Genomic DNA, 24,404 nt, shown 5'->3' on the forward strand with positions numbered 1-24,404 from the left:
CGAACCCGGAAGCTAAGACCCACAGCGCCGATGGTACTGCACCCGGGAGGGTGTGGGAGAGTAGGTCACCGCCGGACAACCATTAGGTCGAGAGCCCCAACCACACGGTTGGGGCTCTCCCGCATTTAAAACCACCCCCACCCCACGGACGCCCCACCCCCACGGACGCCCCCACACATATCTCCGGGGGCGCACCGGACGCCCCCTCACTACCCGCCGCCTTCCAGGGCACGCCCCCTCACACGGACGCCCCCACACACGGACGCCCCCACACACGGACGCCCCCACACACACCGCCGCGGCTGACCGGACGCTCCCACACATATCGCTGGCCCGAACGCCACGCTCCCTCACTACCCGCCGCCTTCCAGGGCACGCCCCCTCACATACTCGCGGCAGCTGACCGGACGCTCCCTCACATACTGCGGCAGCTGCGTGGACGCTCCCTCACATAATGCGGCAGCTGAGTGGACGCCCCCCGCCCCCCCAAGCCCGGCCCCGGGCACCCCACCCGCCACACCACCGTCGTACCCCGCAACAACCGAGGAAACGTCCCGTGATAACCCGGCAGCAAGTGAGGGAGCGTCCCGTGATCAAGCGGCGCAAAGTGAGGGAGGGTTCCCGTGGGGGAGCGGCGAAAGGTGAGGGAGGGTTCCGCCGCCGCCGTGGCCGGGCCGGGTCGACAGGGTTTCGACAGCCGTGCCTCACGCTCATGCTGTGACCCGAAAGATCGTCCGCCGAGGGCCGAATTCCGGGGAAAAGCCGCCAAACTCCGGTGATTTAGGTCAAAAAGTCGCGGAAACACGCGGAATTTGTCCCCCTTACGGGTGCAAGCTGGTAAGTTTTCGAACAGTGGCTTGCACGCATGCCGTGTGCAGGCTCCAGAAATCCAAAGCGTCCAGGAGGACATAAATGGCTAAGAACCGTAGTGAACTTGTTGCAGAGGTAGCAGGCAAGGCCGGCACCAGCCAGGCTGCCGTCAACTCCGTGCTCGATGCACTGTTCGAGGTTTTCGAATCTTCCGTCGCCTCCGGCGAGAAGATCACCATCCCGGGCTGGCTCGCAGTTGAGCGCACCGACCGTGCAGCCCGCACTGGCCGCAACCCGCAGACCGGCGAGACCATCCAGATCGCAGCCGGCCACAGCGTCAAGCTGACCGCCGGTTCCAAGCTGAAGGCCGCTGTCTCCAACAAGAAGTAGTCTTTCCACGCAACTCAGCGGAGCGGCAACCATCTGGTTGCCGCTCCGCTTGCGTTAAAGCGTCGACGTGCCCGGATTCACTCTGGCCGATTCGCCGCGCAGGCAGCGTTAGCGGACAATGGATAGGTGCCCTCCGCCGCAGAATCCCGTACTCCACAGCCTGCCCCCAACATGGGCGGCGGGTTGAACCTGGCCAATGCCGGGCTGGGCATTACGCGGTCCTGGCAGCTGGCTGGCTTGGCCGCGCTGTTTCTAGGGCTCACTGCAGCCCTGCTCTTCACGGGTGCAGCCGTGGCCCGCGAGGTCTCCGATCCAGGCGCCGTGGTGCGCTGGGGCCTTCCCATCAGCAAGGCGATCCACAACGTCTCGCTGGCCACAGTGATCGGCGGGCTCATCTTCGCCGCCGGCATTCTGCCCAGGACTCTGGACCGCCGCCGGGCCAAGGACCAAGAGGCACCTGAGCACCCGGCGTTCTCCCGGGCCTTGGCCATTGCGGCCGCAGCCGGCGTGGCCTGGACGCTGTCCTCCATCGCCGTCCTGGTGCTCACCTATGCCGATGTGGCTGGGCAGGGTGTCTCCGGCGACGCGGAGTTCACCAGGGCGCTCGTTTTCTTCATGACCGACATTCCCACCGGACGCGCCTGGCTGTCAGTGACCATCATCGCGGCCGTCGTCACAACCGCACTGTTCGGCGTCCGGTCACTGACGGGCCTGGCCCTGACCCTGGTGCTGGCGCTCGTCGGCCTCGTACCCGCCGCCCTGATTGGCCACTCCGCGAGCTCGAACGACCACGAGGGAGCCATCAGCTCACTCGGTCTGCACCTGGTGGGTGTCAGCGTCTGGGTAGGCGGCATCATCGTGCTCGCCCTGCTCTCGGGCCTGGTCTCCGGCGCCCGCCCCTCCACACCGGGTGCCGCGGTGTCCCGCCCGACTGGAACGCCGGACATCACCGAACCCACGCTGCGGCGGTTCTCCTCACTTGCTGGGTTCGCCTTCCTGCTGGTGTTTGCCTCCGGCGTGGTCAACTCCACCGTCCGGGTGGCCAGCTGGGCAGATCTGTTCGGCTCACCCTACGGCCGGCTGATCCTGGCGAAGACCGCCGCCACCGTCGTCCTCGGCGGCATCGGATTCATGCACCGGCAGTGGGTGATCCCGCAGCTGAACCGCAAGGGTTCGGGGCTGTCCGCGCGCCGCGTGCTGTGGCAGCTGATTCTCATGGAACTCCTCATTATGGGGGCCACCTCGGGAATCGCGGTGGCACTCGGCCGCTCCGCGCCACCGGAACCGACCACCTACGCCCCTGATGCGTCGCCGGCATTCATCCTGTCGGGCTACGAGCTGCCCCCTGAACTGACTCCGGAACGCTGGCTCACCGAGTGGCGCGTGGACTGGATCTGGGTGGCCGTCGCCGTGTTCGGGCTCGTTTCCTACATTCTGGGCGTGGCCAAGGTCCGTGCCCGCGGGGACAAGTGGCCGATCTTCCGCTCCGTGAACTGGGTAGTCGGCCTGCTGGTGCTGACGTACATCACCTCCGGGCCTCCGGCGGTCTACGGGCGGGTGCTGTTCTCTGCGCACATGGTGGACCACATGGCCCTCACGATGGTGGCTCCGCTCTTCCTGGTCCTGGGTGCCCCGGTGACGCTTGCCCTGCGTGCACTGCCGGCCAGGAGCGACGGCTCGCGCGGCCTGCGCGAGTGGCTGCTGATTTTCGTCCACTCGAAGGTCTCGCAGCTGGTGACGCACCCGCTGTTTGCGGCTGCGAACTTCGCCGGTTCGATCGTGCTGTTCTACTACTCCGACGCGTTCGGTTTCGCGATGCGCGAGCATGTGGGACACGAGCTGATGACCCTGCACTTCGCCCTGACCGGGTACATCTTCGTGCTCAGCATGATCGGCACGGATCCGCTGCCGCGTCGGGCACCGTACCCGCTGCGGCTGGTGCTTCTGCTGGCCACCATGGGCTTCCATGCCTTCTTCGGCGTGGCCATCATGGGCGGTACCGGGCTGCTCGCCGCGGATTACTTCGGCAACCTCGGCCGGGAGTGGGGACCATCGGCGATCGTGGACCAGCAACTGGGCGGTGCCGTGGCCTGGGGCATCGGCGAAGTGCCCACGCTTCTGGTGGCGATCGGCGTCGCCATCATGTGGTCCCGGTCCGATGCGAGGGAGACGCGCCGCACCGACCGGGCGGCGGACAGGAATAACGACGCCGATCTCACCGCTTACAACGATATGTTTGCCAAATTGGCCGAACGCGATGCCAAGCTGGCTGAACGCAACTCAAAGCTGGAAGGACGCTGATGAGCGAAACCGTACGCACCCACCACCGGGTCCGCGCCTCCGAACTGGTGGGCCGTAACTGGCTCAACACGGGCGGCAAGACCCTGGACCTGGAGGCCCTGCGCGGCAAGATCGTGCTTCTGGACTTCTGGACTTTCTGCTGCATCAACTGCCTGCACGTCCTGGAAGAACTCCGGCCGCTCGAGGAGAAGTACTCCGACGTCCTGGTGACGGTGGGCGTGCACTCCCCGAAGTTCGAGCACGAGGCCGATCCCGTGGCCCTCGCTGCGGCAGTGGAGCGGTACGAGATCCACCACCCGGTCCTGGACGACCCCGAGCTGGAAACCTGGAAGGCCTACACGGCCCGCGCCTGGCCCACGCTGGTGGTCATCGACCCCGAGGGCTACATCGTGGCCCACCTCTCCGGCGAAGGCCACGCCGACGGCCTCGGCGTGCTCATCCCAGAGCTCATCGCCAAGCATGAAGCCCGGGGAACACTTCACCGCGGCAGCGGCCCCTACGTTGCGCCTGAGCCCACCTCGGGCACCCTCCGCTTCCCCGGCAAGGCACTGTTCCTCCCGGCCGGCCGGGGCTCTGCATCCGGAACGCCCGACGGCGCCGCTGCCGCCGGCTCACGTGCCGGCACATGGCTGGTCACGGACACGGGCCACCACCGCGTCGTCGAGCTCGACACCGACTTCCACACCGTGCTCGGCACGTTTGGCACCGGCAAGAAGGGCTACGCCGACGGCCCGAGCGCAGCTTTGGACTCCCTGGAGCCCGTGGCGGAATTCAACGAACCCCAGGGCCTGGTCCTGCTGCCGGAAGACGTGGCAGCGAAGACGGGTTACGACGTCGTGATTGCCGACTCCGTCAACCACCGCCTGAGGGGGCTGTCCCTCGCGGACGGAACCGTCACCACGCTCGTCGGAAACGGCGTGCAGCGCCTGCTGGAGACCGGCCCCGCCCGCGTGGACGAGGACGCTGCGGGCTTCACCGGACGCCTGAGCGAGCACCCGCTTGAGGTCTCGCTCAGCTCGCCGTGGGATGTCGTGTGGTCCGCCAAGCTGAATGCCGTCGTGATCGCCATGGCCGGTGTGCACCAGATCTTCAGCTTTGAACCGCTGACGGGGGCGGTGTCCATCATCGCCGGCAACGGGCTGGAAGGTCTCCTGGACGGACCCGCCCACGAGGCCTGGTTCGCCCAGCCATCCGGCGTTGCCGAAGACGCCGACGGCAACATCTGGGTGGCCGACTCGGAGACCTCCGCCCTCCGGAAGCTGGTGATTGACGACGACGGGACGGTCACCGTTGAATCCGCCGTGGGCAAGGGCCTCTTCGACTTCGGGTTCCGTGACGGCGAAGCCTCCGAGGCGCGCCTGCAGCACCCGCTCGGGGTCACTGTGCTCCCAGATGGCTCCGTGGCCATTGCCGACACGTACAACGGTGCCGTGCGCCGCTACGACCCCGCGGCCAAGACCGTGTCCACCTTGGCGCGTGGCCTGTCCGAACCGTCCGACGTCATCGTCGACCACACACGGGTGGCCGGCAAGGAACCGCTTCTGGTGGTGGTCGAGGCGAACAAGCACCACCTCGTGTACGTGCCCATCCCCAAGGAAGCCCAGCAGGTGGACGAGGGCGCGGTCCAGACCCACCGGCCGAAGAGCCCCGTGGCGCCCGGGCTGCTGGACCTGACGGTCCGCTTCACGGCGCCCACGGGCCAGAAGCTCGACGACCGCTGGGGCGACCCCACGCAGCTGAAGATCTCGTCAACCCCTCCGGAACTGCTCGTGGCGGGCGGCGGCACCTCCGTGGGCCTGCTCCGCACCCTGGAGCTGGCCTCGGACGTCCCCGAGGGGGTGCTGCACATTACCGCGCGCGCTGCGGCCTGCGACGGTCCCGAGACTGAAGACGGCGAGATTCCGGACCACGCGGCATGCCACCTGTACCAGCAGGACTGGGGCATCCCGGTGGTGCTGCAGCCCGACGGCGACGCCGAACTGGTGCTGGACCTCCGCGGCATGGACTGAGCCGGCAGGGCCCGCCGCACCTGGCTGCTGAATGGCCCGGTTTTCGACCCGCAGGGGTTGGGAACCGGGCCAGTTTTGTTTGTGGCTGAATTCAAGACTGGGCCAGTTCCGCAGGCGGACTCTGCCCGGCGCTGGAAGGCCCGGCTCTAGAAGCTGAGGAGGGGCGTGACCTTGATGGTGTCGCCGTTGATGTCCAGGCGCGTGGTGAAGCTGAAATCGTGCTCCACATCCAGGGGTGAGACGCCGCCCGTGAACAGGTCGACCTGCTCGGCGGTGATCCTGGCCTTGCCGTCCAGGGGCGCAACCACCCATTTACCCTCGAACGGCTCAATGCTGATCTTCGGATACTCGGTGATGCTCCACTTGATGGTGCCGTCCACCACCCTGTTGGGGGTGGCGTGGTAGAACGGGCAGTCGGGCTGCAGGCGTTGCTGCTTGACGGCGTCCGCGGCGCACGTGTCCAGGAATTCCTTGACCCTGGAGGCCACAGCCTGGTTCAGTTCGTCTGTGGCCTGGGTCAGGAGATTCAGCGGCGCAGCGGGAAGATCCCGGCCGGAGACCGTGGCCCGGGTGGGCTTCGCCGAGAAGAACTCCCCGTTGAGGGAGGCCTCGAACTCGCCCGGATAGAACACGGCAAAGGTGCTGCGGCCACCGGGCATGTTCACCGGCACCCCGTTCAGCGTGGCTTCGTTTGAGTTCACCACAGTGACGTCGATGGTGGGCAGGGCGGAAGGAACGAAGGCCCACTTGCTGAAGAACAGCCACTCTGTACCGGTGCTTTCCAGCAGAAACTCGGTGCGCAGGCGGCTGCCGTCGATCGTGTACTCCATGGGCACCATGACCCGCTTGCCGCCGCGCGTCTCCGCACCGCCGATCTTCACGTTCGCGATGCGTGACGCGGAGGTCTGCAGGGCCGTGCCGTCGAGCATGGCGGCGTCTGCATCCGGCACCGAAGCGCGGAGGAGGCCCAGCGCCCGCTCGCCCTCACCCTTCTGGAGGGCATCCAGATATTCCCGGACAGGCTGCTGCGGGCTGGCCACCGAGTTGTTGACCAGATTGACCGAAACGATGGCTCCGGCGACGGCAAGCATGAGGCCCAGCAGCCACCCGGCCGCCAACTTCACCAACGCTTGACTCATCTGCACGCACCTTACGTTACCTGCTAGTTATGCGAACGCAGGAGTCGCGGGTGCCCAGCATGACGTGGCACAGCCACGGAGGAACGTCCGACGGCGGGGCGTCGCCGACGGGGTGACGCCCCCTGGCGTTAGCGGCGGCGCCGGGACGAGGTGCCGAAAACGCCGCGTAACAGCTCGCGGCCCAGCTGGGTTCCCATCGACCGGACCATGCTTTTCAGGCCGCCGCCGATGGCTCCGCCAAGCGCCCCAGTAATGTCATCCATCATGCCGCCGGCGGCAGGGGGCGCGGAGCGCGGAGCCGGTTCACGAGCGGGTTCCGGGGCCGGCCGGCTGCTCGGGCGTCCGAGGATTTCCTCCTCGATGCGACGGGCCTCGGCGTCCACGGTGCCCGGCGTTATGCTGCCGGGGACAAACACGTCAGTCGCCGGAGTCGGGGGCTGGCCCGGTGCCGCTGGCCCGGTCGGAGCGGCGGCCTGGCCGGCCAGTTTTTCGTATGCGGAGACGCTGTCCACGGCTGTTCCGTACTTTGCCAGCAGCGCCGAGCCGGCCACCGTGCTTTTAACCAGCTCATCCGTGCTGGGACCCATGACGGATTCGGGGGCGCGCAGGCGGGTGAGCGCCACCGGCGTAGGCGCGCCTCTCTCATTCATGACCGTGATGACGGCCTCGCCGATGCCCGCGGACGTGAGGGTCTCTTCCAAGTCGTAGTCACTGACAGGGAATGTCGAGACCGTGGCCTTGAGTGCTTTGGCATCCTCCGGCGTGAAGGCCCGGAGCGCGTGCTGGACGCGGTTGGCCAGCTGGCCGAGCACATCGGCAGGGACGTCTTTCGGGGTCTGCGTGACGAAGAAGATGCCGACACCCTTGGACCGGATCAGCCGAACTGTGGTGGTGATGGCATCGAGGAAGGCCTTCGAGGCGTCATTGAACAGGAGATGCGCCTCGTCGAGGAAGAACACGAGCTTCGGCTTGTCGAGGTCGCCCGCCTCGGGCAGGTCTTCGAACAGGTCCGCCAGCAGCCACATGAGGAAGGTGGAAAACACCATGGGCTTGGTCTGCAGCGTGGGAAGTTCGAGGCAGGTGATGACGCCGCGGCCGTCGGGGGCAGTGCGGAGGAGCTCGGCCGTGTCGAACTCCGGCTCGCCAAAGAAGCGTTCCATCCCCTGGGCTTCCAGTGCCACGAGCTCGCGGAGGATGACGCCGGCCGTGGCCTTCGACAGGCCGCCGAGTTCCCGCAGCGCCTCCTTGCCCTCCTCGGAGGTGAGGTGCTGGATGACGGCGCGGAGGTCCTTGAGGTCGACCAGCTCGAGGTTGTTCTTGTCGGCGAAGTGGAAGACCAGCTGGAGGCTGGACTCCTGCGTGTCGTTGAGCTCCATGATGCGCGAAAGCAGGATGGGCCCGAAGGACGTGATGGTGGCGCGGACCGGGACGCCGTTGCCGTCGCCGCCAAGGGCCAGGAACTCCGCCGGGAACGCCTTGGCCGCCCACGGCTGTCCGATGCTTTCGGTCCGCGCCGTGAGCTTGTCGCTCGCCGTGGCTGGCGTGGCCAGGCCCGACAGGTCGCCCTTGATGTCGGCGAGGAAAACGGGCACTCCGGCGGCGGAGAGCTGCTCTGCCATCATGTGCAGCGTGACGGTCTTGCCCGTGCCGGTGGCGCCGGCCACCAGTCCGTGCCGGTTCATCATGGACAGGGGCAGCCGGACCGGCGCATCTTTGTGGAGTTCGCCGTCGACGATGGCGGCGCCCAGCTCGATGGTGGCACCCTCCAGCGCGTAGCCTTTTTGGATCGTGGCGACTTTGTCTGCTGTTGATTTGTTGGCCATGCCGCTAGCTTAGCGGCGGACCTGCGGCCGCCGGCCAGCTCCGGAGCCCAAAACTGTGGACAGTATCACCCGGACTGGCAGAAATAACGTTCACGCCGCCGTCGTTGTCGAAGGTGTGCCGCGCAACCTTCCGCGCCGGCCCATCCGCAATGAAAGGCCGGCTCCCCGTGACTGTTCCCCTCTCCATCCTTGACCTGGCGACGATCGGCGAGGGCCAGACGGCGGCGGAGAGCTTCGCCGGGAGCGTGGCCATGGCGCAAAGCGCCGAGGAGCTTGGCTACCGGCGGGTCTGGTACGCGGAGCACCACAACATGTCCTCGATTGCGTCCTCGGCGACGAGTGTCCTGATCGCCCATGTGGCTGCCCATACCGAGAGCATTCGGCTGGGAGCGGGGGGAGTGATGCTGCCCAACCACTCGCCGCTCACCATCGCCGAGCAGTTCGGCACGCTGGAAACGCTGCATCCGGGGCGCATCGACCTGGGCCTGGGCCGCGCACCCGGGAGCGACCAAAACACCATGCGGGCACTCCGCCGCGACCCGTCGTCGGCCGATACCTTCCCCCAGGACGTGCTGGAACTGCAGGGCTACCTGAGCGGACCCAGCCGCATCCAGGGCGTCGAAGCGACACCGGGCAAGGGGACGAACGTGCCCTTGTACATCCTCGGATCGTCCCTGTTCGGTGCCCGGCTCGCCGCCCAGCTGGGGTTGCCCTACGCCTTCGCCTCCCATTTTGCACCGAACGCGCTTCAGGACGCGGTGGCCATCTACCGCCGGGAATTCAAGCCCTCCGAGCAGCTGGAGGCGCCGCACGTCATCGCCGGCGCCAACGTCATTGCCGCCGATTCGGCAGCCGAAGCACAGGAGATGCTCCGGGGCACCCTGCGCGCCCGCGTCTCGCTCTTCTTCGGCGGCGGGCGGGAGTTCACGGATGACGAAGCAGACATGATCCTGGACTCTCCGCAGGGCCAGCACGTGTCCCAGATGATGAAGTACTCGGCGGTCGGGACACCGGACGTGGTGCTGGAGTACCTGGACGGATTCGCCAGGCATGCCGACGCCGACGAACTCATCGTGGCCCACCAGAGCACGGGCACCCCGGCCCGGCTGCGCTCGGTGGAACTGCTGGCGGAAGCCGCGGGCCTGGTCCGGGCCTAGGCGGCTGCCGGTTTCTGCGGCTGCCGGTTCCTGCGGCAGCGGGGAAGACGCGGCAGCGGGGACGACGGGGCCGCCGTCGAAGTTACATGACCGCAATGACCGGGATATTCAGGGGAAACGGCCGCGCCGGACACTGAGAGGGTCCAAATCCATTTGGGGATGATCCTAAGGAATTCCGAGCATGCCAACTCCGCTCAACCAAACGGTGGCCGACTCCGCACTGCTGACCAAGTCCCTGCCGCTTGGCCTGCTGAGGGCGTTCGTCCAGTCGGATGCCGCCGATGACGGTTTGACGCCCCAGCTGCTCGGCGAGCTGAAGATCCTGGCACGCACTCCGGGGCTGCTGGTGGCCTGCAATTACGGCGGAACGCTCTGCGCGGCGGAGGGCATCTCGACCGAGACCCTGCCCCTGGCCGGCGCGGCCATTGCGCTCCGCGCGTTGGCTGCCCTGCCCAACACGCACGCCGCGGTCATCTCGGGCCGGTCGCTGCGGGACCTGGCCGCGGTGTCACGGCTCCCCGCGGAAGTCCACCTCGTCGGGTCCCACGGGGCAGAGTTCGATATGGGGTTCGCCCACGGCCTGTCCCTGGCCACCGAATCTGTCCTGCAGCAGGCCAACCAGGCCCTGCTCGAATCCGTCGGCGCCTACAAGGGCATCACCATCGAGCGGAAGCCGGTGGCGGTCTCGGTGCACACCCGGCCGGCTGCGCCGGAGATCGTCGCCGAGGCGACGCAGAAGGCCGAGGAAGTGGCCAAGGCCCTGGGCCTGTTCTTCATCGTGGACGGCTCGGTGCTGGACCTGTCGGTGGTGGAACCCTCCAAGGCCGATGCGCTGGAGCACCTGCGCTCCAGGCTCGGGGTGAGCGCGGCTCTGTACGCCGGTGATGCCATGAGCGATGAGCTGGCCATGGCAACGCTCCGCGGCCCGGACATGGGATTGTGGGTCGGAGAGCTCCCGAGCCGGGCCAAACACCGGCTGCGGGATCCGGAATCCTTCGCCAGGGTCCTGGCGATCCTCTTTGAGCTGCGGCGGGCGTGGCTGTTCGGTGAAGATGCGGTTGGCCTGGAGCGCCACTCCATGATCGGCAACGGCTCCTCAACGGCACTGCTCACGCCGGACGCCAAAATCTGCTGGATGAGCCACCCCCTGCCCGACTCGGGCTCGCTGTTTGCCCACCTCCTGGGCGGGGATGCCGCCGGCCACTTCTCGGTGGAGCCGGTCAAGGCCTCGCAGGTGCTGGGGCAGCGCTATGTGGACAGCACGATGATCGTGGAAACCCGGTGGGCGGACGTTACCGTGACCGACTACCTTGAACCGGCCCCCGAGGGGATCACCAGCCTGGTCCGCGTGCTGTCCGGCACCGGCGCGGCCCGGATCGTCTTCGCACCCCGGCCGGACTACGCAAACGCGCCGTTCAGCATGGAGGCACGCGGTGGTGAGCTGCACGTCGCCGGCACGTCCGATCCCATCGTCCTGCTGGCCCCGGACGTCAGCTTCTCCATCACCTCGGACGGCCGGCATGCCACGGCCACGGCGGAGGTCAACCTGCGGCAGGGCCCCGTGGTCCTCAACCTGCGTTGCGGCGACACCGAGGTCCAGCGCCATCCGGACGGGACGGACGAGGCCGCCCGCCGCGCCGCCGTCGCGCTCCACTCCCGCCGCTGGGTGCAGGATCTGGCGCTGCCGTCCGTCAAGCCGTCCCTGGTGCGGCGTTCAGCCCTCGTGCTCCGCGCCCTGGTCCATGAGCCCACCGGAGCCGTGCTCGCGGCGCCCACCACGTCGCTGCCGGAAGGGATCGGCGGAACCCGCAACTGGGACTACCGCTACTGCTGGCTGCGGGACGGCTCCATGACGGTCAACGCGCTCGTGGACCTGGGCTCGACGGAGGAGGCCGACGGCTTCCTCCGCTGGCTGGGCAGGATCCTGGCCAACGCCCCCGGCCCTGAATGGCTGCACCCGCTCTACTCGGTCACCGGCGCGCCGCTGTCCACCGAAGCGATCATTGAAAGCCTGCCCGGCTACGCTGGATCGCGGCCCGTCCGGATCGGCAACGCCGCGGACCACCAGGTCCAGCTGGACGTGTTCGGGCCCATCGCCGAGCTGATCCACGGGCTGAGCGAGGCACGGGGCTCACTGGCTGACCCGCACTGGGACCTGATGGTGCAGATGGCGCATGCGGTGCTGGCCCGCTGGCACGAGCCGGACCACGGCATCTGGGAGGCACGGCGTGCCCCGCGGCATCACGTCTACACGAAGGTGATGTGCTGGGTGACGCTGGACCGGGCGCTCCGCACCGCCGCCCGCCACGGCCGGGAGCCAGAACCCTCCTGGGCGAGCACCGCCGCGACTATCCGGGATGAGGTGCTCCGCGAGGGCTGGGACGATACCGCCGCTTCCTACACTGTGGCGTATGACAGCCCGGACCTGGATGCCGCGGTCCTGCACATCGGCCTGTCTGGCCTGCTCGACGTCGGCGACCAGCGGTTCCTGGACACCGTGACGGCCGTGGAACGGGAGCTCCGCGTGGGGCCCACCGTTTTCCGGTACCGGTACGACGACGGCCTGCCGGGTTTGGAGGGCGGCTTCCACATCTGCACCACTTGGCTCATCGAGGCGTACGTGGCCGTGGGCCGCATTTCGGAGGCCTGGGACCTGTTCGACCAGCTGGTGAACCTGTTCGGTCCCACGGGGCTGCTGCCGGAGGAATACGATCCAGGCACGGAAACACACCTGGGCAACCACCCGCAGGCCTACTCGCATCTCGGCTTCATCCGCTGCGCCCGGCTCCTGGACCAGCACCAGCGGAGCTAGGTCCGGGACGCAGCCATCCTCCGCGGCTGGCTAGCGGAGGGCCGGGCGGGTGGCCGAAAAGATGGCCGGTGCCCTGCCTTCGCCGGTGGCGAGGTCTGCCAGCATCCTGCCGACCACCGGCGTGAATTTGAAGCCATGGCCGGCAAATCCGGCCCCGAGCACCACGGGACCCAGCCGGTCCATGACGAAGTTGTGGTCCGGCGCGGTGGTGTAGGTGCAGCTGATGTCGGTCATGGAGTCGGCGTCCACGCCGGGCAGCCAGTGCCTCGCATAGCGTTGCAGCGCCGCGCGCTGCACAGGTTCGGGCTGGAACGATCTGTGGTCCGGGTCCACCACCGGCCCCACGCCGTGCCAGCCGGCCTTGATTCCCTCGCCGGGGGTGTGCATCCCGTACACGGGGGAGTACCAGCCCGCATAGTCGTCCCCCGTTCCCGGAAAGTGGTTGAAGCCGGGCCAGTCCGCGCCAGGGTCAGCGATGCCGAAATGGGCCGGCTGCTCCTGGGTGACGGTCAGCCGGGGCGTTCCTGCCATGTCCCCAAGCAGTTTGGATGTCCAGCCGCCCGCCGTGACCACCGCCTGGCGTGCGGTGAGCACTTCGGTGGCGCCGCCGTCCACGGTGACCCGGACGCCGTCGTCGAGGACCTGCAGGTCCACCACCTTTACGTGGTGCCGCACCTCCGCGCCGTGCCTGACGGCCAGCCGCTGGAGGGCCGGCAGCGCCAGCTCGGGGTTGAGCTGTCCGCCGTCGGGCATGTACAGGACCTGCTGGTCGAACCGGATGCCGCGCCAGCGCTCGCCGGCCTCCGCCGTCGGCAGGAACTCGGCCCGCAGGCCGGCACGGTTCAGCGCGGCATGCATGGTGCCAAGCTGTGGATCCGGGCCGTGGTTGACGACGCCGGTGCGGGCCAGCAACTGCTCGCCGCTCTCGTCTTCGAGCTCGCGCCAAAGGCGAAGCGTCTCCGCCAGCATGGCAACGTAGTCCGGCTCGGAATAGGCGAGGCTAAGGTTCCGGGTGGCGCCATGCGACGCCCCGATGAGGTGCCCCGGCCCAAACTGCTCCAGCAGCGTCACCGGCCGGCCGCGCCGCGCCAGCGCCCACGCCGCGGCGGAGCCCATCGCGCCGCCGCCAATCACCACAGTGTCCAGGGTAGTGTTCACGATTCCTCCAAATTCAGGCCGTTTCAGTCACAGTCATGCCAGCAGCACGTCATGCCAGCAGTACCGCCACGCCGACCAGGGCCGGCACCGCCACAACGGTGGTGATCAGCACCGTGTCCTTGGCGACAGTGAGGCCGGTCCGGTACCGGCTGGCTGCCACGAAGACATTCTGTGCGGTCGGCAGGGCGGACGTCACCACGGCGGCGAAGAGGGCGTGGCCCTCCATGCCAAGCGCGAAGCGCGCAAAGACGTAGGCGATCGCCGGGTGGACGATGAGCTTGAACGCACTGGCCACCAGGGCATCCACCCTGCGCGCTGTGGCGGCCTGCAGCGGCCGGGACCCGTTCAGGCTCATGCCGAAGGCCATCAGCATCGCGGGAATGGCGGCTCCGCCGATCAGGTGAATGGGCTGCAGGACCAGAGGCGGGACCTGCCACCCGGTTCCGGCTACCACGAGGCCAAGGGCAGAACCCACGATCATGGGGTTCCTCAGGATCATCAGGACGAACCGGAGCGGGGTGGTGCGGTGCGCGCTGGTGGTCGAATCCAGCGCCATCAGGAACAGCGGGGTAAAGAACGCGAGCTGAAAAATCAGCAGCGGAGCCACATAGCTGGCGTCGCCCAGGACGTACACGGCGATGGGAATGCCCAGGTTTGCTGAGTTGGCCAGGGAGGCGCTCATCGATGAGACGAGGGATTCCGGCATGCTGCGTTTGAGCAGGAACTTGACGATGATGAAGAAAATGGCGGCGGTGGCCATGGCCCCCACCGCGGCGACCAGCAGCGGGGCGGCAAAAACATCCTGGAGCCGGGCCTTGCTCAGGGTCTCGAAGAGCAGCGCCGGGCTGGCCACAAAGAAGGTGAGCCCGCTGAGGACCTGGCGGGCGTTATCGCCCAGGATGCCCCGCCGGCCAACGAACATTCCCACGAGGATGATGCACCAGACGACGAAGAAGCCTGCAAGGACGCCTAGCATCCGGCTGTCGCTGAAGGCTTGGAAGTACAGGGGGAGGCGTCCACCATCCCAGCTTAATCAGATTTATTCGCCGGAGGATTGCCTTGTGGTGGGGATCTCGTTATTCGGGCTCAGCTGAGGGAAGCGTTGTTCAGCGCGAACGGCGGGCGCATAAGCCCGGGGGTGAGGCCCTCCGCCGGATCGTTGCCCAGTTGGATGATCTTGTTGTTCTTGTCCACGTGGACCACCTTGGGATCGTAGGCCCTGGCTTCCTCGGTGGTCATCGCGGCATACGTGATCAGGATGACGACGTCGTTCTCGTGCACCAGGTGCGCGGCCGGACCGTTGATTCCGATCACGCCTGAACCGCGTTCGCCGGCAATCGTGTACGTCTCAAGGCGGGCGCCGTTGGTGACGTCCACAATGGCCACGAGTTCGCCGGGAAGGATGTCGGCAGCGTCCAGCAGGTCCAGGTCCACGGTGACGGAACCCACGTAGTGCAGGTCCGCGTGCGTGACAGTGGCGCGGTGGATTTTGGACTTAAACATTGTGCGATTCATAACGTGAACAGTCTAACGCCGGGGTCAACGTTCTGGCTGTGACCCAGGAAACACTACGCTGGGCCCTCCATCTCGTGGTCTTTCGAGGCTGCGATGGAGGCGGCAGTGGTTGCCAGGATCTCGCGGGCCGCGAGAATCGCTGGGCGCTGGGCGCTCGAGCGGCGCACAGAGGTGAACACTGTCCTGCGCGGCTTCTCGGGCAGTTCAATGAGCTCGGCTGTGGTGCCGCGGCCGGTCCACACGAGATCCGGCATGAGGCCCACGGCGTTGCCCGACTCGATCAGCCGGATCTGGGCCTGGAGGTCAGCGGTTTCGAAACGGACGTCTGGCTCGAACCCGGCGCTCCTGCAGGCCTGCTCGGCCCAATGGCGCGAAGCGGCACCGCGCGGCTCCATCACCCACGCCATCTCCGCCGTGTCTTCGAGCGACGTGACGGGCGGATGGTCCTTTGACTCGGGCGGAACTGCCAGCCGGATGGCATCGGTGGTCAGTTTGATCCGGTCCAGCTCCGGATACCGCGGAGCGGCATGGCCCGGATATTGCTCAGCGATGACAATGTCGAAGTCCCTGGCCCACGTTTCGTGGAGCGCCGTTTCGGGTTCCCGCTGGGTCATTTCGATCCTGACCTCGGGGTAGGTGCCGGCCATGAGCGTCAGGGTGTCCGGCATAAGTGCCAGCGCCGCGGACTGGAAGACGGCGATCCGGACGGTGCCTGAGACGGTCGTGAGGGAGGCGGCCAGGTCGGCTTCGGCCTGTTCCAGCGTCTCGAGCAGTTGGGCGGTGTGGGCCACGAGGACTTCAGCCTGGGGCGTGAGCTGCACTTTCCGTCCGGTTTTCCTCAATAGTTCAACCCCTGCTTCCTTCTCAAGAAGGGCCAGTTGCTGGGAGACTGATGACGGACTGTACTGCAGGGCTGCGGCCACCTCTGCGAGGGTGCCCCGGATCTTCAGCTCGCGGAGCAGTCTGAGGCGACGAACATCGAGCATAGACTGTTCCTTCGTTAGCTCTAATGAATATTGGTTAGTATTAGTCACTTTATCTAATGCAACGTTGCTTGCATACTGATCAGTGTTACCCCCATCACAGGGCGGATGATGGGGCCGCACCTACGCAGGAGTCCCCGTATGACAACCAAAGATCCCACCCAGTCCATCCTTAGACGCAAGCCCATTGATGACATCGAAATCGAGAACAAGCACAGCGGCCTCTTCAAGTCCCTCGGACTGTGGCAGCTCACTGCCATCGGCGTCGGCGGCATTATCGGCGTCGGCATCTTTTCGCTGGCGGGGCTCGTGGCCCACGGCAGCGAGGGCACGCCCGGCGTCGGCCCCGCGGTGCTGTTTTCCTTCCTGATTGCCGGCCTGGCCTCGGCTGCCGCGGCCCTTTCCTACGCCGAGTTCGCCGGCATGATCCCCCGCGCCGGCTCCGCATACACCTACGGCTACGTGGCGCTCGGCGAAGTGATCGGCTGGTTCATCGGCTGGGACCTCCTGCTGGAATACATAGCCATCGTGGCTGTGGTGGCCATCGGCATCTCCGGCTACTTCGATGCCTTCCTGTCCGGCATCGGCATCCACATGCCCGTCTGGATGACCTCGACCCCGGATGAGGGCAAGGGCGGCATCGTCAACATCCCCGCCATCCTGGTCTGCCTGCTGGTCACCTGGATCCTGTCGCGCGGAACCAAAGCCTTTGGACGGTTTGAGCTCGTGGCGGTGGCCATCAAGGTGGTCCTCATCCTGTTCATCATCGGACTGGGCGCCTTCTATATCAACGCCGATAACTTCAATCCGTTCATGCCCAGCGGCATCGGCCCGGTCTTCGCCGGCGCGGCCACCGTCTTCTTTGCGGTGTTCGGCTACGACGCCATGAGTACGGCGGCGGAAGAAGCCACCGACGGCAAGAAGCACATGCCCAAGGCGATCATCCTGTCCCTCATCATTGCCATGCTCCTGTACGTTGCGGCCACACTTGTCCTCACGGGAATGCAGAACTACCAGGACATTGACCCGACCGCCGGATTCGCATCGGCGTTCGCCGGAGTCGGCCTGCCGGTCGTCGCCACCATCATCTCCGTCTTTGCCGTGCTGTCCATCCTCACCGTCATGCTGACCTTCCTCCTGGGCGTGACCCGCGTCTGGTTCTCCATGAGCCGCGACGGACTGCTTCCGGGCTGGTTCTCCAAGACGGACCGCCACGGCACGCCCCAGCGCGTCACCTGGATCGCCGGCGTGGCGTCAGCGCTGCTGGCCGGCGTCTTCCCCATCAAGGCCGTGGCCGATCTCACCAACATCGGTATTCTCGCCGCCTTCGTGGTGGTCTGCTTCGCAGTCATCATGTTCCGCTACAAGAAGCCCGACGCCCCGCGGGAGTTCCGCCTGCCGCTGATGCCCCTGGTCCCGGCCTTCGGCGTCCTCGCTTCTGCCTTCCTCATGTTCCAGCTCCACTGGGAAACGTGGGCGCGGTTCGGTGTCTGGCTCGTCATTGGCCTCGTCATCTACTTCGGCTACAGCCGCAGGCACTCCCTGATGAACCCGAACAGCCCCAGGCACGACGAGGCCGTGGAGATGCACACCCCGGTGTAGTTCCACGCTCCCTCACTTACTGCGGTCAATCCCGCGACGCTCCCTCACTTTTGGAGCGCCACACGCGAACCCTCCCTCACCCTGTGAGGGAGGGTTCGTTGTCTTGCGGCGAAAGGTGAGGGAGCGTCGGGCGGGAGGCGGCGAAAGGTGAGGGAGCGTGGGGGGGCGGCGGGGATTGTGCGGGGCCGTAACCGCCCGACGAAATGATCGGCTTTTCTAACCTGTATCGCTTAGGAAAGATCGCTTTATCTTACGTGAGTTGAAGCCCATACTGATGAATAAGAGCTCACTACCCACGGAAAGAACGAGAACAAGCCATGACCCACATCGCAACGGATCACCGTGTTTCTGCAGGCGAGGACGCCGCTGAGACCGGCGCCGTCGCTACCCGCCCGGCGGGTTCCCACGTCGCCGAAGCGGCGTCCCTGTCCGACCAGGCGATCGCCCTTGTGCGCCGCTGGCTGACCGAAGCCGCCAAGATTCCCGCTGACGCTTCCGCGGAACAGCTCGCCGGGGTCCTGAAGGACCCGAACGGGCTGGACTTCACGGTTGGCTTCGTGGACGGCGTGGTCCGTCCCGAGGACCTCAAAGTTGCCGCCCGGAACCTTGCGGCCCTGGCGCCGAAAGTTCCGGCGTTCCTGCCCTGGCACATGCGCAGCGCCGTCCGCCTCGGCGGCACCATGGCGCCCGTCCTCCCGAACGTCGTCATCCCGATCGCCCGCCGCGTCCTGCGCGAAATGGTGGGCCACCTCATCGTCGACGCCACGGACGCCAAGCTGGGGCCGGCCATCGCCAAAATCCGCAAGGACGGCATCAAGCTGAACGTCAACCTCCTCGGTGAGGCAGTCCTGGGCGAGCACGAGGCATCCCGCCGGCTCGAAGGCACCCACACCCTGCTGGCCCGGCCCGACGTGGACTACGTGTCCATCAAGGTGTCCTCCACCGTGGCCCCGCACTCGGCCTGGGGATTCGACGAGGCCGTGGAGCACGTCGTTGAGCGGCTCACCCCGCTGTTCGCACGCGCCGCCTCCTACGCCGGCACCGGCCAGAAGGCGAAGTTCATCAACCTGGACATGGAGGAGTACAAGGACCTGGACATGACCATTGCGGTCTTCACCAGAATCCTGGACAAGCCCGAGTTCAAAAACCTCGAGGCCGGCATCGTGCTGCAGGCCTACCTCCCGGACGCACTGTCCGCCATGATCCGCCTGCAGGACTGGGCGGCCGCCCGCCGCGCCGATGGCGGCGCCGCCATCAAGGTCCGCGTCGTCAAGGGCGCCAACCTGCCCATGGAACAGGTCGAATCCTCCCTCCACGACTGGCCGCTGGCCACCTGCGGCAGCAAGCAGGAATCGGACACCAACTACAAGCGCGTGATCAACTACGCGCTGCACCCGGACCGCATCAGGAACATCCGGATCGGCGTGGCCGGCCACAACCTCTTCGACATCGCCTTCTCGTGGCTGCTTGCCAAGCAGCGCGGCGTGGAATCGGGTATCGAGTTCGAGATGCTGCTCGGCATGGCCCAGGGCCAGGCGGAAGCCGTGAAGAAGGACGTCGGTTCCCTGCTGCTCTACACGCCCGTGGTGCACCCGGCTGAGTTCGACGTCGCCATCGCGTACCTGATCCGCCGCCTCGAAGAGGGCGCCAGCCAGGAAAACTTCATGTCCGCCGTCTTCGAGCTCAGCGAAAACGAAGCGCTGTTCGAGCGCGAGAAGCAGCGCTTCCTCGCCTCCGTGGCAGAACTCGACGACGAGGTCCCGCCGCCGAGCCGCCAGCAGAACCGCAGCCTTCCGCCCGTGCCGATGCCGCGCGACCACTTCGAGAACACCCCGGACACCGATCCGTCGCTGCCCGCCAACCGTGACTGGGGCCGGGCCATCCTGGACCGCGTTCCGACCTCGACCCTGGGCAACGCCTCCGTCGAAGCCGCAACCATCACGGACGCGGACGCCCTCAACACGGTGATCGCAACCGCCGTCGAAAAGGGCAAGGCCTGGGGCGCGCTGTCCGGCGCCGAGCGTGCGGAGATCCTGCACCGCGCCGGCGACCTGCTGGAAGCCCGCCGCGCCGACCTGCTGGAGGTCATGGCCAGTGAAACGGGCAAGACCCTCGACCAGGGCGACCCCGAGGTCAGCGAGGCCGTTGACTTCGCGCATTACTACGCCGAATCCGCCCGCAAGCTGGACGACGTCGACGGCGCTACCTTCGTGCCGGCCAAGCTCACCCTGGTGACCCCGCCGTGGAACTTCCCGGTGGCCATTCCCGCCGGTTCGGTGCTGGCGGCGCTTGCCGCAGGTTCCGCCGTCGTGGTCAAGCCCGCCAAGCAGGCCCGCCGCAGCGGGGCCGTGATGATCGAGGCGCTGTGGGAGGCCGGGATTCCCCGCGACGTGCTGACCATGGTGCAGCTGGGCGAGCGTGAGCTCGGCAAGCAGCTGATCTCGCACCCGGCCGTGGACCGCGTCATCCTGACGGGCGGCTACGAGACGGCAGAGCTGTTCCGCTCCTTCCGCAAGGACCTGCCGCTCCTGGCGGAAACCAGCGGCAAGAACGCCATCATCGTCACCCCCAGCGCGGACCTCGACCTCGCGGCCAAGGACGTGGCCTACTCCGCCTTCGGCCACGCCGGACAGAAGTGCTCCGCGGCCTCACTGGTGATCCTGGTCGGCTCCGTGGCAAAGTCGAAGCGGTTCCACAACCAGCTGATCGACGCCGTGACCTCGCTGAAGGTGGGCTACCCGGAAGATCCGACGAGCCAGATGGGCCCCATCATCGAGCCTGCCAACGGCAAGCTCCTCAACGCGCTCACCACCCTGGGTGACGGCGAGAACTGGGCCGTGGAACCCCGCAAGCTGGACGACACCGGCCGGCTGTGGAGCCCGGGCATGCGCTACGGCGTCAAGCGCGGATCCTACTTCCACCTGACCGAGTTCTTCGGCCCGGTACTGGGCGTCATGACCGCGGAAACCCTGGAAGAGGCCATCGCCATCCAGAACGAAGTGGACTACGGCCTCACCGCGGGCCTGCACTCCCTCGACACCGAGGAGCTCGGCCTGTGGCTCGACACCATCCAGGCCGGGAACCTGTACGTGAACCGCGGCATCACCGGGGCCATCGTGCAGCGCCAGCCCTTCGGCGGCTGGAAGAAGTCGGCCGTCGGCGCCGGCACGAAGGCCGGCGGACCCAACTACCTTGTCGGCCTGGGTGAGTGGACCAGCAGGGAGAGCTCGCAGGGCGCAGCTGCCCGCATCACCCACCCGGGTGTTCGCCGCCTCGTCGACGCCGTGCAGGGCGAGCTTGACCCGGCAGGGCTGGAGTCGGTGGAGCGTGCACTCGGTTCCGACGCCATCGCCTGGGCTGACGAATTTGGCACGGCGAAGGATGTCTCCGCGCTGAGCGCCGAGCGCAACATCTTCCGGTACCGGACGCTTCCGGTCACCGTCCGGCTGTCCGACGGCGAGCCCCTCCGTGCGCTCGTCCGCACGGTGGCTGCCGGCGTGCTTGCCGGTTCGCAGCTGACCGTCTCTTCCGGCGTCGAACTTCCGGCACAGCTCCGCGCGGTGCTGACCGGACTGGACATCCCGGTGACGGTGGAGGACGACGCCGCTTGGCTGGCTTCCGCCGGCAGGCTCGCCGCCGCCGGCAAGCTGTCCGGTGCGCGCATCCGCCTGATCGGCGGGTCCGCCACTGCCCTGGCCGAGGCGACCGGCGGCCGTCCGGACATCGCCATCTACCCGCACGAGGTGACGGAGGCCGGCCGCGTTGAACTGCTGCCCTTCCTGCACGAGCAGGCCGTCAGCATCACGGCGCACCGGTTCGGTACGCCGAACCACCTGTCCGATTCGCTGATCTAGCAACCGCAGGCCACACAAGAACTGGCGGGCACCATCCGGTGCCCGCCAGTTTTTGCGATATTGGTGATGAGATTCTGCGGTGTGAGACCTGGCCTGTTGAGTTGCCCGGGCCTAGCCCAGGTACCAGCCCGGGGGTGCCCAGGATGAGGGGACGCTGTGGGCGGAAAATTCCTCGCACCGGGTGCAGGTGTAGGCGGCTTCGCCCAGTGTTCTGACGGTGCCGTCCTGGCGATACTTGGGGGGAACGAAAGACTCGAGGTAGATGAACTCGTCTGTTCCGCACTTGTCGCAGTTCGGCTTGGCGACGTACTCGGTGTCAACTGTCATGGAGTGGTGGGGGAAATGGCGGTTTGCGGCTGTGGTCACGGCGTGCCTATCCCGAATATGCCCCGCGTCGTTGCAGGATATATTCGTCATCGAATGACTGTTCTCAGCCGCTGCATGACCTCCAACAGTCACAGCATAAGCGAGCTGCGAACCGTTATCAATGATTTTCTGCCAGTACCCGGTTACGGCAGGGTTCAAACCTGCTTCTTCAGCGTCCGTCCCATGATGGTCTGCGTCAGCGCATCGATGACCTCGGCGTTGGCGAGGGGGTTCCGGATCAGGGTGAAATCCACGTCGCCCACGGGCGGCAGTTCAAAGCGGCGCGTGATGATTTTCAGGTCTTCGGGCACCAGCGAGGACGGCATGACGGCGACGCCGATTCCCGCGCGGACGGCCGCGAGCACTCCGCTGATCTGCTTGGTGGTGCAGGTGATGCGCCAGGTCCGGCCGGCGGATTCCAGGGCGTCGATGGCGAGCTTGCGGCTCAGGCTCGGGGACGGGTACGCGATCAGCGGGACGGGGGAGCCCGGTTCCAGCGTGGTTTGCTCCAGGCCCACCCACGAAAAGGAGTCATGCTGGACCACGGTGCCGTCTTTCGCTCCTGCCACCCACTTCACGAACACGAGGTCCAGCTGCCCGGAATTGAGCCGTTTGTAGAGCTGGTCGCTTTGGCCAACAGTGAGCTCCAGGTTGATCTGCGGGTAGACCTGCCGGAACTCCCTGAGGATGCGGGGCAGCCCGGTGATGGCAAGGTCGTCCGCTGTGCCGAACCGCAGGCGTCCCCGCATCGCTGAGCCCGAGAAGTAGCGCGCCGCGGCGTCATGGGCCGAGAGAATGTTCCGGGCGAATCCGGCCATGGCATCCCCGTTGTCCGTCAGCCGGACGTCGCGGGTGTCGCGGGAGATCAGCACCCGCTTGGCCGCTGTCTCCAGTTTGCGCACATGCTGGCTGACCGTGGGCTGGGCGAGACCCAGGCGGTCCGCGGCCTTGGTGAAGCTGAGCGTTTCCGCAACGGCCAGGAACGACCGGAGCTGGGCCGGTTCGAACATGCGCCCTCCCTTGTCCTTGCCTTCTCATCGCATCTGTCATTGCATTCCGCAATGGTAGTTATAGAAGCAATAGTCTTCCATAATCGCAGGCACCAACCATAGCGTTGAAGGCATCCCGCCGGCCCGATCTCCTGAGGACTTTCCGTGACACCGCCACCGCCGTCAACGGCACCCGCCACCCTGCCCGTCGCCGTCGTCACTGAACGCCTCCCGTGGCGCCACACGTTCATCTCCCTCCGCGTCCCCAACTTTCGGATCTTCGCGGTCGGTCACTTCGTGGCCGTCGTCGCGATCTGGATGCAGCGGATCGCGCAGGACTGGCTGGTGCTCCAGCTCTCCGGCTCCGTCACCGCCGTCGGCATCACAGTGGCGCTGCAGTTCCTGCCGGCGCTGGTGCTGGGGCCGTGGGGCGGGATGGTGGCCGACCGCTTCGCAAAGCGCAGGATCCTCATCCTGTGCCAGTCCGTCGCGGCTCTCCTGGCCGCCGCCCTCGCCGTCCTCGCGCTCAGCGGCGCCATCGAGGTCTGGCACGTGTACGCCATCGCGTTCGTGCTGGGCCTGGTGACCGTGCTGGACCAGCCGGCCCGGCAGGTGTTTGTCCACGAGCTCGTGGGGCCGCAGTACCTGCGCAATGCCATCAGCGTGAACTCCACAACGTTCCAGCTGGGCGGGCTGATCGGTCCTGCCCTGGCGGGGGTGCTGTTGACCGCAGTCGGGGCGGGCTGGGCTTTCGCGGGCAACGCCGCCGCGTGCTGCTCCACCGTGGCCATGCTGCTGCTCCTGCGCAAGGACGAGCTGTATGTCAGCACGCCGGCGCCCAAACGCAAGGGCATGCTCCGGGAAGGGCTGCGGTACGCCCTCAGCAAGCCCACCATCTACTGGCCGTGGCTGATGGCCGGGTTCATCGCCGTATTCGCCATGAGCCTGCCGGTGGTGCTTGCCGCCTTTGCCGACCGGGTCTACGGCATCGGTGCCGGCGGCTACGGCATGCTGAACGCGCTGGTTGCGTTGGGAGCGCTGGCGGGAGCCGTGGCCTCCACGCGGCGGCGCCGGCTCCGGCTGCGGTCGGTGATACTCGGCGCCGGAATGTACGGACTCATGCTGTGCCTGTCGGCCTTCGCGCCGTCCGTGGTGTGGTTCGGCGCGGCCATGGTGCTCGCCGGCTTCTGGTGCCTGATGTTCCTCACGGCGTCCAACCAGCTGGTCCAGATCAGCTCCAACATGGGGATCCGCGGCCGGGTGATGAGCCTGTACATCATGGTGCTGATCGGCGGCCAGGCCATCGGCGGGCCCATGATCGGAAGCATCGCCGAACACCTCGACCCGCACGCAGCACTGCTGGTGGCGGGCGGGGTGCCGGCGCTCGCGGCGGCGACAGTCGCCGTCGTGCTTGCCCGCAAAGGTGAGCTGCAGCTCAAGGTGGACTTCCGGGACCGCCGGCGCCTGCTGCGGGTGGTGCAGCGGGCGGCGTAAGG

16 protein-coding genes and 1 rRNA gene are annotated in these 24,404 nt (G+C 67.0%); 9 read left to right on the forward strand and 8 right to left on the reverse strand.

The window, feature by feature from the left end; all coding sequences use genetic code 11:
- The 4 genes from rrf to AC3A3W_RS10650 all read left to right on the forward strand — a co-directional run.
- Window positions 1–77 (forward strand): 5S ribosomal RNA (gene rrf, locus AC3A3W_RS10635); the annotation flags it as partial.
- 835 nt (window positions 78–912) lie between these two features.
- Window positions 913–1,200 carry an HU family DNA-binding protein gene (locus AC3A3W_RS10640; RefSeq protein ID WP_056625601.1) on the forward strand — a complete coding sequence of 96 codons (288 nt, stop codon included), beginning with the start codon at window positions 913–915 and terminating at the stop codon, window positions 1,198–1,200.
- Window positions 1,201–1,371: 171 nt separating this feature from the next.
- On the forward strand, window positions 1,372–3,501 hold the full coding sequence (locus AC3A3W_RS10645) for a bifunctional copper resistance protein CopD/cytochrome c oxidase assembly protein (protein ID WP_487442724.1): 2,130 nt from the start codon (window positions 1,372–1,374) through the stop codon (window positions 3,499–3,501).
- Window positions 3,501–5,510: an NHL domain-containing thioredoxin family protein gene (locus AC3A3W_RS10650; RefSeq protein ID WP_487442616.1), complete on the forward strand. Its 2,010-nt coding sequence runs from the start codon at window positions 3,501–3,503 to the stop codon at window positions 5,508–5,510. The genes AC3A3W_RS10645 and AC3A3W_RS10650 overlap by 1 nt, the downstream gene beginning before the upstream one ends.
- Before the next feature lie 146 nt (window positions 5,511–5,656).
- On the opposite strand, the gene AC3A3W_RS10655 is transcribed toward AC3A3W_RS10650, so the two are convergent.
- Both AC3A3W_RS10655 and AC3A3W_RS10660 read right to left on the reverse strand, forming a co-directional pair.
- Window positions 5,657–6,649: a hypothetical protein gene (locus tag AC3A3W_RS10655; RefSeq protein WP_487442618.1), complete on the reverse strand. Its 993-nt coding sequence runs from the start codon at window positions 6,647–6,649 to the stop codon at window positions 5,657–5,659.
- 128 nt (window positions 6,650–6,777) lie between these two features.
- Window positions 6,778–8,472, reverse strand: coding sequence for a helicase HerA-like domain-containing protein (locus tag AC3A3W_RS10660; RefSeq protein WP_487442620.1), 1,695 nt, complete (start codon window positions 8,470–8,472; stop codon window positions 6,778–6,780).
- A 167-nt stretch (window positions 8,473–8,639) separates the two neighbouring features.
- On the opposite strand from AC3A3W_RS10660, the gene AC3A3W_RS10665 reads away from it, so the two are divergent.
- Both AC3A3W_RS10665 and AC3A3W_RS10670 read left to right on the forward strand, forming a co-directional pair.
- A complete protein-coding gene (locus tag AC3A3W_RS10665; protein WP_487442622.1) occupies window positions 8,640–9,629 on the forward strand; it encodes an LLM class flavin-dependent oxidoreductase in 990 nt (329 codons plus the stop codon).
- 181 nt (window positions 9,630–9,810) lie between these two features.
- On the forward strand, window positions 9,811–12,441 hold the full coding sequence (locus AC3A3W_RS10670) for a trehalase-like domain-containing protein (RefSeq protein ID WP_487442624.1): 2,631 nt from the start codon (window positions 9,811–9,813) through the stop codon (window positions 12,439–12,441).
- Window positions 12,442–12,471: 30 nt separating this feature from the next.
- On the opposite strand, the gene AC3A3W_RS10675 is transcribed toward AC3A3W_RS10670, so the two are convergent.
- The 4 genes from AC3A3W_RS10675 to AC3A3W_RS10690 all read right to left on the reverse strand — a co-directional run bounded on the left by AC3A3W_RS10675 (window position 12,472) and on the right by AC3A3W_RS10690 (window position 16,100).
- A complete protein-coding gene (locus AC3A3W_RS10675) occupies window positions 12,472–13,599 on the reverse strand; it encodes an FAD-dependent oxidoreductase (RefSeq protein WP_487442626.1) in 1,128 nt (375 codons plus the stop codon).
- Between the two features lie 49 nt (window positions 13,600–13,648).
- A complete protein-coding gene (locus AC3A3W_RS10680; RefSeq protein WP_487442628.1) occupies window positions 13,649–14,575 on the reverse strand; it encodes an AEC family transporter in 927 nt (308 codons plus the stop codon).
- Window positions 14,576–14,685: 110 nt separating this feature from the next.
- Window positions 14,686–15,114, reverse strand: a complete 429-nt coding sequence (panD, locus tag AC3A3W_RS10685; protein ID WP_205652731.1) for an aspartate 1-decarboxylase — start codon at window positions 15,112–15,114, stop codon at window positions 14,686–14,688.
- Window positions 15,115–15,167: 53 nt separating this feature from the next.
- Complete coding sequence (locus AC3A3W_RS10690; protein WP_487442630.1) at window positions 15,168–16,100, reverse strand: LysR family transcriptional regulator; 933 nt, start codon at window positions 16,098–16,100, stop codon at window positions 15,168–15,170.
- A 138-nt stretch (window positions 16,101–16,238) separates the two neighbouring features.
- Between AC3A3W_RS10690 and AC3A3W_RS10695 the strand changes: the two genes are divergently transcribed.
- Both AC3A3W_RS10695 and AC3A3W_RS10700 read left to right on the forward strand, forming a co-directional pair.
- Entirely contained in the window at window positions 16,239–17,699 is a 1,461-nt protein-coding gene (locus tag AC3A3W_RS10695) for an amino acid permease (RefSeq protein ID WP_487442632.1), read from the forward strand.
- Window positions 17,700–18,016: 317 nt separating this feature from the next.
- Window positions 18,017–21,553 (forward strand): proline dehydrogenase family protein, encoded by a 3,537-nt coding sequence (locus AC3A3W_RS10700; RefSeq protein WP_487442634.1) that lies wholly within the window; start codon window positions 18,017–18,019, stop codon window positions 21,551–21,553.
- 111 nt (window positions 21,554–21,664) lie between these two features.
- On the opposite strand, the gene AC3A3W_RS10705 is transcribed toward AC3A3W_RS10700, so the two are convergent.
- Together AC3A3W_RS10705 and AC3A3W_RS10710 are read right to left on the reverse strand one after the other, a co-directional pair.
- On the reverse strand, window positions 21,665–21,919 hold the full coding sequence (locus AC3A3W_RS10705) for a hypothetical protein (protein ID WP_487442636.1): 255 nt from the start codon (window positions 21,917–21,919) through the stop codon (window positions 21,665–21,667).
- 155 nt (window positions 21,920–22,074) lie between these two features.
- Window positions 22,075–22,929, reverse strand: coding sequence for a LysR substrate-binding domain-containing protein (locus tag AC3A3W_RS10710; RefSeq protein WP_487442638.1), 855 nt, complete (start codon window positions 22,927–22,929; stop codon window positions 22,075–22,077).
- A 144-nt stretch (window positions 22,930–23,073) separates the two neighbouring features.
- Here AC3A3W_RS10710 and AC3A3W_RS10715 point away from each other — a divergent pair, with 144 nt between their 5' ends.
- On the forward strand, window positions 23,074–24,402 hold the full coding sequence (locus AC3A3W_RS10715; RefSeq protein WP_487442640.1) for an MFS transporter: 1,329 nt from the start codon (window positions 23,074–23,076) through the stop codon (window positions 24,400–24,402).
- The last annotated feature ends 2 nt before the right edge of the window (window positions 24,403–24,404 follow it).

This window comes from Arthrobacter sp. Soil_N43 (assembly GCF_057655195.1).